This is a genomic window from Herminiimonas glaciei, assembly GCF_042664955.1.
GTDB lineage: Bacteria > Pseudomonadota > Gammaproteobacteria > Burkholderiales > Burkholderiaceae_D > Oxalicibacterium > Oxalicibacterium glaciei.
The window spans coordinates 2,053,798-2,067,594 of sequence record NZ_JBHTBU010000001.1; the positions used below are offsets into that span (position 1 = coordinate 2,053,798).

At 52.0% G+C, this 13,797-nt stretch carries 12 protein-coding genes; 7 read left to right on the top strand and 5 right to left on the bottom strand.

What is annotated here, in order from left to right:
* The first annotated feature begins 79 nt into the window (after positions 1–79).
* From ACFQPC_RS09250 to ACFQPC_RS09270, 5 genes are all read left to right on the top strand, one after another.
* Positions 80–1,249, top strand: coding sequence for a hypothetical protein (locus ACFQPC_RS09250; RefSeq protein WP_382271577.1), 1,170 nt, complete (start codon positions 80–82; stop codon positions 1,247–1,249).
* Positions 1,249–3,510 carry a hypothetical protein gene (locus tag ACFQPC_RS09255; RefSeq protein WP_382271578.1) on the top strand — a complete coding sequence of 754 codons (2,262 nt, stop codon included), beginning with the start codon at positions 1,249–1,251 and terminating at the stop codon, positions 3,508–3,510. Before ACFQPC_RS09250 ends, ACFQPC_RS09255 begins: the two co-directional genes overlap by 1 nt.
* Before the next feature lie 94 nt (positions 3,511–3,604).
* Positions 3,605–3,823, top strand: coding sequence for a TA system antitoxin ParD family protein (locus tag ACFQPC_RS09260; protein ID WP_382271579.1), 219 nt, complete (start codon positions 3,605–3,607; stop codon positions 3,821–3,823).
* 480 nt (positions 3,824–4,303) lie between these two features.
* On the top strand, positions 4,304–5,962 hold the full coding sequence (locus tag ACFQPC_RS09265; protein WP_382271580.1) for a hydantoinase/oxoprolinase family protein: 1,659 nt from the start codon (positions 4,304–4,306) through the stop codon (positions 5,960–5,962).
* A gap of 36 nt (positions 5,963–5,998) precedes the next feature.
* Positions 5,999–7,303: a histone deacetylase family protein gene (locus ACFQPC_RS09270; protein WP_382271581.1), complete on the top strand. Its 1,305-nt coding sequence runs from the start codon at positions 5,999–6,001 to the stop codon at positions 7,301–7,303.
* A 51-nt stretch (positions 7,304–7,354) separates the two neighbouring features.
* Here the strand turns inward: ACFQPC_RS09270 and ACFQPC_RS09275 are convergent, their stop codons facing one another.
* Together ACFQPC_RS09275 and murB are read right to left on the bottom strand one after the other, a co-directional pair.
* Positions 7,355–7,672: a DUF1294 domain-containing protein gene (locus ACFQPC_RS09275; protein WP_382271582.1), complete on the bottom strand. Its 318-nt coding sequence runs from the start codon at positions 7,670–7,672 to the stop codon at positions 7,355–7,357.
* A 16-nt stretch (positions 7,673–7,688) separates the two neighbouring features.
* A complete protein-coding gene (gene murB, locus ACFQPC_RS09280) occupies positions 7,689–8,717 on the bottom strand; it encodes a UDP-N-acetylmuramate dehydrogenase (RefSeq protein ID WP_382271583.1) in 1,029 nt (342 codons plus the stop codon).
* Between the two features lie 122 nt (positions 8,718–8,839).
* Between murB and ACFQPC_RS09285 the strand changes: the two genes are divergently transcribed.
* Together ACFQPC_RS09285 and ACFQPC_RS09290 are read left to right on the top strand one after the other, a co-directional pair.
* Positions 8,840–9,325, top strand: a complete 486-nt coding sequence (locus ACFQPC_RS09285; RefSeq protein WP_175625305.1) for a YajQ family cyclic di-GMP-binding protein — start codon at positions 8,840–8,842, stop codon at positions 9,323–9,325.
* A 43-nt stretch (positions 9,326–9,368) separates the two neighbouring features.
* On the top strand, positions 9,369–10,001 hold the full coding sequence (locus ACFQPC_RS09290; RefSeq protein WP_382271584.1) for a retropepsin-like aspartic protease family protein: 633 nt from the start codon (positions 9,369–9,371) through the stop codon (positions 9,999–10,001).
* A gap of 75 nt (positions 10,002–10,076) precedes the next feature.
* On the opposite strand, the gene aroG is transcribed toward ACFQPC_RS09290, so the two are convergent.
* The 3 genes from aroG to ACFQPC_RS09305 all read right to left on the bottom strand — a co-directional run bounded on the left by aroG (position 10,077) and on the right by ACFQPC_RS09305 (position 13,788).
* A complete protein-coding gene (gene aroG, locus ACFQPC_RS09295; RefSeq protein ID WP_382271585.1) occupies positions 10,077–11,144 on the bottom strand; it encodes a 3-deoxy-7-phosphoheptulonate synthase AroG in 1,068 nt (355 codons plus the stop codon).
* Positions 11,145–11,432: 288 nt separating this feature from the next.
* Positions 11,433–12,893 carry a metalloprotease TldD gene (tldD, locus tag ACFQPC_RS09300; RefSeq protein WP_382271586.1) on the bottom strand — a complete coding sequence of 487 codons (1,461 nt, stop codon included), beginning with the start codon at positions 12,891–12,893 and terminating at the stop codon, positions 11,433–11,435.
* 85 nt (positions 12,894–12,978) lie between these two features.
* A complete protein-coding gene (locus ACFQPC_RS09305) occupies positions 12,979–13,788 on the bottom strand; it encodes a carbon-nitrogen hydrolase family protein (protein WP_382271587.1) in 810 nt (269 codons plus the stop codon).
* Positions 13,789–13,797 lie beyond the last annotated feature (9 nt).

Genomic DNA, 13,797 nt, shown 5'->3' on the forward strand with positions numbered 1-13,797 from the left:
CTCGGTTAACACTTCCTGTGCAATCGTTTGGATGGTTTAAAATACGCCTCACTTCGAACTGCCAAATATTGGAAAATTCATGAAGCTTCCTCAGACGATAGAAGAACTAGAAGAGCTACTTGCGTCACCGATAACAATTCCTGATAATTTCAATCTGGATGCTTCTTCTGTTCTGACTCGATCTTCATTTCCAATTGAGGATATCGCGCGAGCTCAAACGCTGAATAGCCTCATTCGTAAAATTCCTACTAGTCACGGAAGCATTAAATTTTCAAGTCAAGAACAAGAAGTAGAGGCGCTAAATATACTTGGCACTATTCCTTTAGGTTTGCTCTTAATAGCCCGCGCTCGTGAATGGTTTCCAAAAAATGAGCAATCACGACTCAAATCGATTCGCGCTGATTACTTTGAGCAACTACATTCTTGGCCAGACTTAGCAAGAAGAGATTCAACTTTCCTGCTCTGTGATGACGAATACAGTAAAGGTCTGCCTTTTCCGCTATTTGATGCAACAGGAAAACTTAAGAGCGGGCAATATTTTGAAAAATTTGTGCCTTCTTTGGTTGAAAGTGTTATGCAGGCCGAAGAGCTCCGTGGTGAATTCATTTCTCAATCTTCATTGCTGACAACTTTACTGTTTGAACTTTTTAAAAATACTCAAGACCATGCACTGTTTGATGCAAGGAATCAAGGCATTGTTGGTTCAGTAAGATTGATTTCATGCAGGTTTTATGACTTAAACGACTTGGTTGTACCGAGTCAAAAGGATTCGTCTGTTCCTCTTGAACCTCATATCGCCTTTGTAAAATCTCTTCAAAAAACTGGCTTGAGTATGAGGGAACAAGCTAAAAAGCATTATCAAGGGATCTTGGAATTCTCCGTTATGGATAGTGGTCCAGGTTTTGTAGGAAGTTGGTTAAGACGACCTGTGACAGTGGACGAAGATATTTCGACTGAGTACCAAGCGGTGCTTTCCTGTCTTCGAGCCGGGCATAGCACCGCTCGTAATCCAAACCGAGGATTGGGCCTTACCGACGTCCTTCGAGCACTTCGCAAGCTCAACGGCTTTATTCGTATTAGGACAAACAGAATATCCGTTTACCGCGACTTCAATTTGCTCAAAGATGATATGAAAGATCCCGTCGATGCTGTTCTTCATGACTGGCGAAAAGGGCTTTCGTCTAAGGCAAGCGTATTCGGTGAAACCACGGGTGCTGCCGTCTCAGTTCTTGTGCCGGTGGAGGTCTGATGTCTCATTTTTCCTTATACTCGCATTATTGCTATGGTGAGCATGTAACAAGCCTGAATCGTCAAATTTCAATCGTCTTGCATTCAGATAGTCAATCTGTTGAGGACTTGGCTAGAGACATAGCGCAACAACTTCGTAATAACTCAGCTCCAGCACGTGTTTTAATTTTTGGTCGTACTTGCCATATCGATCTGATTCGAGCTCTCTTTGTAAAAGATTCTCCCTTTCATCAGCGACTGACTTCAGCTTCTGGCCGAGCTTTGTCTGAGAATGATTGTTTTGGAATAATTTGGCAAAATGGATCGAATGCTTATCAAGCAATCGGTCACAGCACAATCACATTGAATCAAATATCTGCAGAGGTTCGCTATGCAGCGAGCATGACCGCGCAGGCCATTTTTAAAGATACTGGATGCCTTCATCTTGCGCCTAGAGGCAGTCATTTCAGCAAAACCTCAAAAGCACACAGCGACGCATTTATACGCGCCTCAAACGCCCTTATATGGTCGAGGCACACACTTACCTTGGCCTATTGGCTTCAGCCATTTATTTCACAGAAGGCAAGCAGAATCCTTGTTGATACATCCGCGATTGCGTCGTTGGTTTATGCTGCTTGTCATCTCGGCATAAAAACGCAGCATTTGTCAGAGATGCCCGTTATAGATTCGTTTCGATCCTATGAAGGTCTATCTGATGAGGACTTGGTCGATGTCAAAAACTCCCTTTTTATTTTGTCAGCTAGCACTTCTGGCAACCTAGCTAGGGAGGCCTTCTCTAAGCAAGTCACTCGCAGTCGTCTGACCACGCTGTTTCTTCTTAGTTCAGATCAGTCAGACCAAGATGCACTTTGCTATCTGCGAAAAGACGTGGAGAAAAATCCTGAAGGTTTTGATTTGCTACAAAGTTGGAAGGAAGCCGAATGCCAGCTTTGTAGCAGTGGCTCGGCTCCTGTCAAAATAGGCGGCGATCTATTCCTCACCTCATTGCCAACTACAAACAATGTGTCGCTTCTTAAACGCCATATTCCAACTGCGCAGAGAAAGCTGCTGGAAAAATTTGCCGGTACGGGGGTTTTTCGCGTGCACCGAAAAATTGGAGAGCGCATAAGCGAAATTACAATTGATCTGACACCACTTTTGAATCCTGCAGAAGCCGAATCAGATACTGTGAATGAATTCCAGCAATCATGGAGTCGTTTATTAAGGACAAGCATTTCAGCTAACATCAGTCATATAGTTTATCCAACATATCCATTAAGCGATGATCTTGCGGCTGCCGTGTGTTCTTATACGGCGCAGTTTGTTAAAACTTCAGCATCCCCAACAGCCGGGAATGCATTAGTGGATATCGTTCCTGTTCAAAATGGCTCTGCAGCGATTGTTGCAACTTGCGTCGATGACCCAGTGGAAATGATGGGTATTAGTCGAGATTTACGAAGCTTAATTCCAGGTGGCTCTGCTTCATATTTTGTCCCTTTTCTCAAGGCTCGATCAGAGGCGGAAGCCCGAGGTATCTGCATCAATCTTACGTATGGTGATAGAGGTTTAAATACACATACATTGCACAAAATGTATGAGTTGCATCTGCCAAGCGATCCGACAGAAGATTCTTGGGATACTGAACTCAAATATATTATTAGGCTATCTGAATGGCTTGAAGACCGCGACGGTAAAGTTCCAGCAGAACTTCTTAATCGCCGAAACGCACTTAGAGCCTCCACCGAAATGGGTATTGGAGAGAACATTTTTTGGCCAGATCAATACGGTAAAGCTTTAACCATTAGATCGAACTTTGTTCTTCTTGACACTGACGATGGCAAAAGATCGTTGACCCAAGCGGATATTTTTGTAGTTGTCTCATCACTTTTAAATAACCTTAGGCATATCGACACAAATGAGAGTTTACGTGTCACCCAATTTGATAGAAAAGTAATTAGCCCAGATGATTTTCACAAATTTAACGACGGGGTTATTCAAGCAGCGATATTAAGGGCTGCTCGCGGAAACGAATTGAATTATGTAGCAGCTGACACTGATAACTACAGCACAAAAATGCGAGATATTCTGCTTAAAATGCTTGATGGCGGTGTGCCGTGCGATCAAGAGGCAATTACGGAATTCATGTTGGCAATTGCGGTTGGACGACTGCGTGTCGACTTGGCACATCGCGACCAGATTTGCCAAGCAGTAGTGAAGTCTCGAGAGGGGACAGAAGATATAGCGTCATATATCTCCGCAGGCATATTAAGCGGTCTTGTATGACAACCGAACGTAGCCAATGGATCGCGGGTATTTTGAGGAAATTTAAATATATTTTTTAGTGAATTACAATTAAACATAAACACTAAGGAGTTGTATGGCAATCGCATTGAAATTATCGGATGAGCTAATTGATCTGGCCAAGCCATATGCCATTGCTGAGCATCGTTCAGTTTCGAAGCAGATAGAATATTGGGCGCGTCTCGGAAAGGCTGCTGAGGATAATCCTGAACTGCCAATTCGTTTCATAAAAAGTACATTACTTGCTATTGCTGAAGCAGACGCTACTCAATTTATTGAGTACTTATCGGTTTGAATCCGTTGCCAACAGCGACACTTACTCAGTAATCTTTGACTAATGCGCGATGGCGCACTGATTACATGCATAGTGCCTACTTGAGGTTGCAATCTGTTGGTTACTTGGATACGAATACTCTGTGTCTTGCATAACACCTTCATCAGTTACGTCGACGGTCACGAATAACGCCAAGACGACATATAACTTCACTCGCTATCTATATCAGGGAGTAAAAAATCCCCTCTAAGCTAGGTTAGAGGGGATTTTTGACCGTTTTACACTTTAATAGAACGGCTGGTTGTCATGAAGCCGGGCTTTTTTATTAAAGGTGAAGTATCTGGCTCCAATAGCACTGCCCTCATTTTGAACTGTAGTCTGGACGGCCTTGCATGCCTTCCACCATAATGACGCTGTTAAAGATTGCTCTCTGCCAGTTTGAATTAACTTACATTTACATCGCGCGACTTACCCGCTGTGTTTTAACTAAGAAAGAAAAGCATGATTCTTGGAATTGATGTCGGCGGCACCCATACCGATTCGGTATTGATGCAAAACCGCAAAATCATCCGCAAGTCCAAAGTACTGACCGACAAGAACGATATCCTCGGTTGCGTCATGCGCGCGACCCAGGCCGTGGCTACTCCGGACGATATCAGGCAATTGCATCGCATCGTCCTCAGCACCACCATCTCCACCAATGCCGTGGCACAGAACCAGCTCGATCCGGTCGGCCTGATCGTCATGAACGGCCCCGGCGTGTCGCCCAAGGATTTGCCACTCGCTGACCAGACCCACCTGATCGCCGGCTATATGAACCATCGCGGCAAGGAAGCCGAAGCGCTGGAAGATGACGAGCTGGAAGCCCTGAAACAGCAATTCCGCGCCGACAAGATAGACAACCTGGCGGTGATCGGTAAATTCTCTACCCGCAATCCGGTACACGAACAGGAAGTCGGTGCCTACTTTGATGGGCAAGCCAGCCATGTTTCACTCGGCCACCATCAATCCGGCGTCCTGAATTTCCCCCGCCGTATCGCAACCACCTACCTGAACGCTGCAATCTGGCGCCTGCACAGCCGCATGGTTGATCAATTGGCCAGCTACCTGCAGGGACTGGGTGTCGATGTCCCGCTCTTCATCCTGAAGGCAGACGGCGGCACCATAGGCGTCGAGCAATCACGCAAGTATCCGGTACAAACCATCCTGTCCGGCCCGGCTGCCACCATCATGGGGGTGCTGCCTTTCGTCAGCTCGACTGCTGATTCGGTTTCGATCGACGTCGGCGGTACCACCACTGATATCGCATTGTTCGCCGATGGCGCGCCGTTGCTGGAACCACAAGGCGTAGAGATCGAAGGGCACAAGACACTGATCCGCGGCCTGCTCACGCATTCGATGGCGCTCGGTGGCGACAGTCATGTGCAAGTGATCGATGGCGCATTGCAGATAGGCCCGGAACGCAAGGGATCGGCGATGGCCTTCGACGGCCCGGTACCAACACCGACCGATGCATTGATCGTACTTGGCCGCGCCAACATAGGCGACCAGGCCAAGGCATTGCGTGCGATGGAGAGCCTGGCGGGCAGCTTGCAGCAGACACCACAACAAGTTGCACAAGCGATCGTTGATGCCATGTGCGCGCGCATCGCGACCAAGGTCAACGAAATGATTGCCGAGGTCAATAGCAAGCCGGTCTACACCATCCATGAACTGCTGGAAGGCAAGGTACTGAACCCGCAGCAATTGATCGCGGTCGGTGGCCCGGCGCCATACATCGCCGAACAGGTTGGCGCATTGCTGGCCTTGCCTGCCATCGTGCCGCAGGATTCGGAAGTGATCAATGCCAGCGGTGCGGCAATGGCGCGCACAACGGTAGAACTGAATCTGCTGGCCGATACCGAATCGCAGCAACTGAGCTTCGCCGAAGACGGTCGCAAACAAAAGATTTCTTCGCGCATCAGCGTCGATGAAATCGTCGATATCGGCAAGGAAAGATTGCTGGAAATCGCCAAGGCTGCTGGTGCACGTGACGAAGACCTCGAAGTGGAAGTCGCTGACCTGCAGTCATTCAACGTCATCCATGGTTACGCCACCACCGGCAAAAACATACGCGTCCGCTTGCAGATCAAACCCGGACTTATCAAGCAACAACAATAAACGACAGTAAGCAAGAACAAGTGTGAGGAACACATCGTGACTAAGAAAACAGGATTGGTATTTTTCCCGGCATTTGATTATGCGATTTCACCAACGCATCCGGAGCGCGAAGAGCGATTGCTGTACACGCAGGACCAGGTATTCGAAGAAGGCCTGCTGGACTTCGACAATATCAAGGAATTCAAACCCGGCGTCGCCACCGCGGAAGATATCCAGCGTGTGCATTTTTGCGTGCCCGGCATCGATGAGATCGTGCATGCGTCGCACCTGATTGCGGTCGGCGGCTGTATTACCGCAGCAGACAAGGTGATGACCAAGGAAGTCGATAATGCCTTCGCGCTGGTGCGCCCTTGCGGCCACCACTCCTATCGCGTGGTACATGGCAGCCGTGGCTTTTGCACGCTGAACATGGAAGCCATCATGGTCGAATACATCCGCCACAAATATGGCGTGAAGAAAATCGCCATCGTCGATACCGATTGCCATCACGGCGACGGTTCCCAGGATATTTTCTGGCACGACCCGAATACGCTCTTCATCTCGATGCACCAGGACGGCCGCACCCTTTACCCGGGCTCCGGCTTCGCCGATGAACTCGGCGGCCCGAATGCCTTCGGCACCACCATCAACCTGCCGATGCCACCGGATACCTGCGAAGAAGGTTTCCTCTACGTGCTGGATGAAATCGTCATGCCTATCCTCGATGAATTCAAACCGGACCTGATCATCAACTCGGCCGGACAGGATAATCACTACTCCGATCCGATCACCAATATGAAATTCACCGCGCATGGTTATGCCGTACTCAACCAGCGCCTGAAGCCGGACCTGGCAGTGCTGGAAGGCGGTTACTCCATCGAAACCGCGCTGCCCTACATCAATACCGGCATCATCCTGGCAATGGCAGGCATGGATTTCAGCCATATCCAGGAACCGGACTACGATGCGGAAAGCCAGAAGCAACCGGCCAACATCACTGCTTATCTGGAAAAACTGAAGGATGCGACTTTCCATCACTGGAACAATCGCCACGCCTTGCGTGAACAGGTGTATCCGGAACAAGAGTTCCACAAGCGCAGCATGGATGTTTACTACGATACCGACGGTATCCGCGAGACCATCAATGAAACCGTGCGCTCATGTCCGGATTGCGGCGGCACCGTGGTGATAGATTCACGCTGCGACGATACGCGTAACCATATCCTCGCGGTACAAATTCCGCGCTATGCCTGCGCACCCTGCCGTAGCTATGGGGAAGAGCAATACGCGAATGCGACTGTCGGCCGCTACACGCAAGTCTTCCTGCAAGACAAGGACAAGGATATCTACCTGTCCAAGTAAGGAAATCCGGATCAGTACCGGCCCGGTCCGGGTCGGTACTGCATAAGGATTTTATCCGGCACTTCCGATGGCCTGCAGCATATCGCTGCCATAAGGCGATAACAGCCAGCCTACCAGGGCACAGTGCAGTGCGACCGTCACCCAATAAATCCGCTGGAATGAAGGCTTGCTGGTTTTATGCCGCAGGATTTTTTGCGCCAGCCAGCCACCCGGCCATCCACCAAGCAAATCCAGCAGGTGCAAATTGTTTTCACTGATGCGCCATGTACCTTTGCGTGCCGCCGATTTATCAATCGCGTAAGCGGCGAAAGACAGCAGGCCAAGCGCAAGATAGCTACCCGCGACCTGCAATAAAAATTTCGTATCCATACGGTATTTCCAGGAATCAAAGGAAGATGGGTTCAGGCTCGAGCTGCACATCGAAACGTTGCGCCACATCGGCCTGTATGGCTGCTGCCAGTTGCGCAATGTCGGTACCGCTGGCACCGCCCCGATTCACCAGCACTAGTGCCTGCTTTTCATAGACGCCGGCAGCACCGGCGGTCCTGCCCTTCCAGCCACACTGGTCGATCAGCCAGCCTGCCGCCAGCTTTACGCTGCCATCCGGCTGCGCGTAATTCACCATCTGCGGATAGCGCTGCAACAAGGCATCCCGCTGCGCTGCCGTCACTACCGGATTCTTGAAGAAACTACCCGCGTTGCCAATGACTGCGGGGTCCGGCAATTTACGGGTACGGATGGCGATCACTGCTGCGCTGATGTCTTGCGGCGTCGGCTGGCTGATACCACGTGCCGCGAGTTCCTGCGTGACATCGGCATAGCGCAAATTGGCTTGCCATTGCCTGGGCAAGGCAAAGGTGACGTCCAGCACCACCGCGCGGTCGCGCAGCCGATGCTTGAACACGCTGTCACGGTAGCCAAACATGCAGGCTTCCTTGTCCAGTACCAGCTGTTCGCCGGTTTCGAAATCGAATAGTGTCAACGAGTGGAAACTATCCTTGATCTCGACGCCATAGGCACCGATATTCTGGATAGGTGCCGCACCGACGCTACCGGGGATCAGCGACAGGTTTTCCAGTCCGCCCAGGCCCTGCGCCAGCGTCCACTGCACAAACTGGTGCCAGTTTTCACCGGCGGCGGCACGGACATAGGTAGCACTATCATCCTCGCCGACGATTTCTATACCCTTGATACCGATATGCAATACCAGGCCGGGGAAATCGCGTGTCAAAAGGATATTGCTGCCTCCACCCAGCACCAGGCGCGGCAAGGCAGCCAGCGCGGCATCCTGCCGCACTTGCTCCAGTTGCGCCACATTGCTTACGGGGAGATAGGCTTGCGCACTTGCCGCCACGCCGAAGGTATTCAGCTGGCGCAAGGAAAAGTTGTACTGTACGGGCAAGGAATGAGTCATAGTGGGCGATTATAATCGCAGCACTAGCTGCCCGGTTTTTTGTCCGTTAGAATGGCAGCCAAACCAATGAACAACAGGCTTTCGCGGCTACCTGCCGCGAGCCAAGCAAGAAGGAAACCGCCATGCCATCATTTGATACCGTATCCGAAGCCAATATGGTCGAAGTAAAAAACGCCGTCGACCAGGCCGGCAAGGAAATCACCACCCGTTTCGATTTCAAGGGCAGCGATGCCCGCGTTGAACAAAAAGACCGTGACCTGACCGCCTATGCCGATTCCGAATTCCAGTTGAACCAGGTACTCGACGTCCTGACCGGTAAACTGGTCAAACGCAATGTCGACGTCCGCTTCCTCGACCGCGGCAAGATAGAAAAAATCGGCGGCGACAAGGTCAAGCAAGTCATCAAAATCAAGAACGGCATCGAAACCGAAGCTGCGAAGAAAATCGTGCGCATCATCAAGGACAGCAAGATGAAAGTGCAAGCCAGCATCCAGGGTGACGCCGTACGCGTGACCGGTGCCAAACGTGACGACCTGCAAGCCGCGATGGCAATGCTGCGCAAGGAAGTCGCCGACCTGCCACTGGAATTCAATAACTTCCGCGACTAATCATCCCCGACCGGCAAGCAGTTCATTCCAGCCCAGGCTACCCATGAAAACGACACTGCTTACCACCCTGCTCAGTCTCAGCGCCCTGCAGGTACAGGCGGCTGACATCAGCGTCGTCGGCCTGTTTCCCGGCAAGGCGGTATTGGTGATTGATGGCGCTGCACCCAAAACCTATTCGGTCGGCAATACCGTGAGCTCCGGTGTCATGCTGGTCGATGTGAACCAGACCAGCGCCACCTTCGAAACCAACGGTAAAAAGCAGCGCATCGATATCGGCGGCCACGTCAATCGTGCCGCGCCATCCGGCACCAGCAGCGTCACGCTGCAAGCCGATGCCCGTGGCCACTTCCTGGTCCAGGGCCAAATCAATGGCGGTACCATGCGCATGCTGGTGGATACCGGCGCCTCGATGATCTCCCTCTCCGCCGCCGATGCCCGTCGGCTCGGCATCGATTACAAGAAAGGCCGCCCGACCTACGTCAATACGGCGAACGGCACCGTCCCCGCGTACCACGTCATCCTGAATACGGTGAAGGTTGGCGACATTGTGCTCAACCAGGTTGATGCACTGGTGCAGGAAAACGACCTTGGTTTTGCGCTGCTCGGCATGTCCTTCCTCAAGCGTACCGAGATGCGGCGCGAAGGCGAGCAAATGTTGCTGACCAAACGCTTTTAAATCTTTCGATAAAATTCGCGGCAATAAAAAACGGGCACTGAATTCAGTGCCCGTTTTGCTTTTCGCTTAATTAACTCAAGCGTCCGGATCCTTGACGTGGCGACGTTGTTTGACCGCTTCCGCCAAGCCTTCCAATACACCCAGGCTGTCTTCCCAGTTGATGCATCCATCAGTCACGGATTGGCCATAGACCAGTTCCTTGCCCGGGATCAGGTCCTGGCGACCGCCGACCAGGTGCGATTCAATCATCACGCCGACGATACGGGTGTCACCACCGGCAACCTGCTTGGCGATATCGGCACAGACCGGGATCTGGTTTTCCGGTTTCTTCGAGCTGTTGGCATGCGAAGTATCGATCATCAGGCGCGATGCCAGGCCGTTTGCAGCAATGTCCTTGCACGCCTGTTCGACGCTGGCAGCATCGTAGTTAGGCGTTTTACCGCCGCGCAGGATGATGTGGCAATCCTCGTTGCCAAGTGTCGACACAATCGCGGAATGACCGCCCTTGGTCACTGACAGGAAGTGATGCGGCTGCGATGCGGCCTTGATCGCATCCACCGCGATCTTCACATTGCCATCGGTACCGTTCTTGAAGCCGACCGGGCACGACAGGCCGGACGCCAGTTCGCGATGCACTTGCGATTCTGTAGTACGTGCGCCGATTGCACCCCAGCTGATCAGGTCGGCGATGTATTGCGGGCTGATCACGTCGAGGAATTCGGTACCTGCCGGCAGGCCGAGTTCATTGATGTTCAACAGCAGTTCACGCGCAATCCGCAAACCGTCATTGATGCGGAAGCTGTTGTCCATGTATGGATCATTGATCAGGCCTTTCCAGCCGACCGTGGTACGTGGCTTCTCGAAGTAGACGCGCATCACGATTTCCAGTTCGCCGGCAAAGCGCTCGCGCTCCTTGATCAGGCGGTTCGCATATTCCATCGCGGCCTTGGTGTCATGGATAGAGCATGGTCCGATCACCACCATCAGGCGGTCATCCTGGCCATGCAAAATGCGATGCAGTGCGATACGCGCATTCGCTGCGGTCGTTTCTGCCTTGTCGGAGATGCCAAGCTCGCGAATCAAATGTGATGGTGGCGTCAGTTCTTTCATTTCTCGAATCCGTAAATCATCTGTGCGTGGCATGTTTTTCTCCAGTCAAAATCTGTTCTGCAAAAATAAAAAACCGCCATCGCGGGCGGTTTTTTAAAGAATTTCGGTCTAAGCTTTTTTTACCTGCGCGCTTACCGCTTCTCCACCGCCGTTGGGCTGGAATAGCTAAAGTAAAAGTAAAATTGGAAGCGCGAGGAAGTCATGTTTTCACGTGTAATGCAGTTATCTGTCAGTAATAGTGCAATAAATCAGCAGGTTTCGCAAGTAAAACGGTAAAAAGGCGTAGCAGATATGGCAATTATGGCTTGAATACCAACACTATCAAGCCGTACCACCCACTGTAACGCCATCTATACGCAGCGTAGGCTGACCGACGCCTACCGGCACGCTTTGTCCTTCCTTGCCGCACACACCGACGCCGCTGTCTAGGCGCATATCGTTACCTATCATCGATACGCGATTCAAAACATCAGGGCCGTTACCGATCAGGGTCGCACCCTTGACCGGATAAGTTACCTTGCCGTCTTCTATCATATAAGCCTCGCTGGCCGAGAACACGAATTTGCCGTTGGTGATATCGACCTGACCGCCGCCGAAGTTCACCGCATACAAACCGTTCTTTACAGAAGCGAGGATTTCCGCCGGGTCCTTGTCGCCACCCAGCATATAAGTATTCGTCATGCGCGGCATAGGCAGGTGCGCGAACGATTCACGACGTGCGTTACCAGTCACCGGCATTTTCATCAGGCGCGCATTCATCGTGTCCTGGATATAGCCTTTCAGGATACCGTCTTCAATCAGTGTCGTGCACTGCGTCGGATTACCTTCATCATCGATATTCAGTGAACCGCGACGATCAGCAATGGTGCCGTCATCGACCACGGTCACGCCTTTGGCCGCGACGCGTTCACCGATGCGACCGGAGAATGCACTGGAACCCTTGCGATTGAAATCGCCTTCCAGGCCGTGACCGATCGCTTCGTGCAAGAGCACACCCGGCCAGCCAGGGCCAAGCACCACGGTCATCGGGCCGGCAGGTGCCGGACGCGCTTCAAGGTTCACCAGCGCCGAAGCAACTGCTTCGCTCGCATATTTTTCCAGCAATTCATCGTCGAAGTAAGCATAGCTATAGCGACCACCGCCACCACTGGAACCCATTTCACGACGACCGTTTTGCTCGGCAATGACAGTAATCGAAACGCGTACCAAAGGACGGATATCGGCTGCCAGCACACCATCGCTGCGCACCACCAGTACCACGTCGTATTCACCGGCGAGGCCGGCCATGACTTGCACCACACGCGGATCTTTGGCGCGTGCGATACGTTCTATTTTTTCCAGCAGCTTTACTTTTTCCGTTGCATCCAGCGAAGTCAGCGGATCATGCGGCAGGTACAGCGAACGGCCGCCAGCAGGCTGGATCGCCGACGCCACCTTGATCTTGCCTGCGCCCTGGCGTGCGATGGTACGGGTCGCCTGCGCGGCCTCGAGCAAGGCGCGTTCGGAGATTTCATCCGAATACGAGAATGCGGTCTTGTCACCGGACACGGCACGCACACCGACGCCCTGGTCGATGGAAAAGCTACCGGTCTTGACGATGCCTTCCTCCAGACTCCAGCCTTCACTCTTGGTGAACTGGAAATACAAATCTGCATAGTCGACGCGATGCGTAAACATCGACCCCAGCGTTTTGATCAGGACGGATTCATCCAGGCCAAAAGGCGTCAACAGTACATCGCGGGCGACGGCTAGCGTTTTGAGATTTGGTTCGAATGGAGTCATTGTGTCTTTGCTATTCACGCGTCAAGCGCAAAAATTGATTCGGATAGGCGAATTGTAGAGCAAATGGCTCCTTCGCCCCCAACTACTACAGCTTGCGATGTTTCAATGCAGGAAGATTTTCCCGAACACCTGATAAATAATGGGGTTCGATATCGCCAATTACAAGCCCCTCGCCCTCTGCCAGCACGGTTTTGACATCACCCCAAGGGTCGATCAGCATGCTGTGGCCCCAGGTGGTACGGCCGTTTTTATGGCGGCCGCCCTGCGCCGCCGCCAGCACATAGCACTGGTTTTCAATCGCACGGGCGCGCAGCAGGATTTCCCAGTGCGCCTTGCCGGTTGTATAAGTAAATGCGGCCGGTACCACGATCAGCGTGCAATCACCCATCGCGCGATATAGCTCAGGGAAACGCAAGTCGTAGCAAACCGACAAACCGACCTTGCCAAACGGTGCCTCGAAGGTCGTCACATCGTGGCCATCCACGATGGTGCGTGCTTCATCATAGGATTCTTCACCTTTGGTGAAGCTGAACAGGTGGATTTTGTCATAGCGCTGCACGCGCTCACCTGCCGGGTTGTACACCATCATGGTGTTCAGGACTTTGTCAGCGACCTGCGCCGCCAGCGGCAAGGTCCCGCCTATCAGCCAGATTTGATGTTCGCGTGCAGTCGCGGCCATGAATTCCTGGATAGGTCCCGCATCCACTTGCTCGGCATAACCCAGCTTATCGGTCTCATGCATCCCCATCGCCGCCCAGTATTCCGGCAGCAAGATCAATTGCGCACCCTGCTGTGCCGCCTCGGCGATCAGGCGTTTGGCCGTCGCAATATTCTCCTCTATCGAAGGAGAGGAAATCATCTGGATCGCGGCAACGCGCGAGAGGGAATTCGTCATGATTCAGCT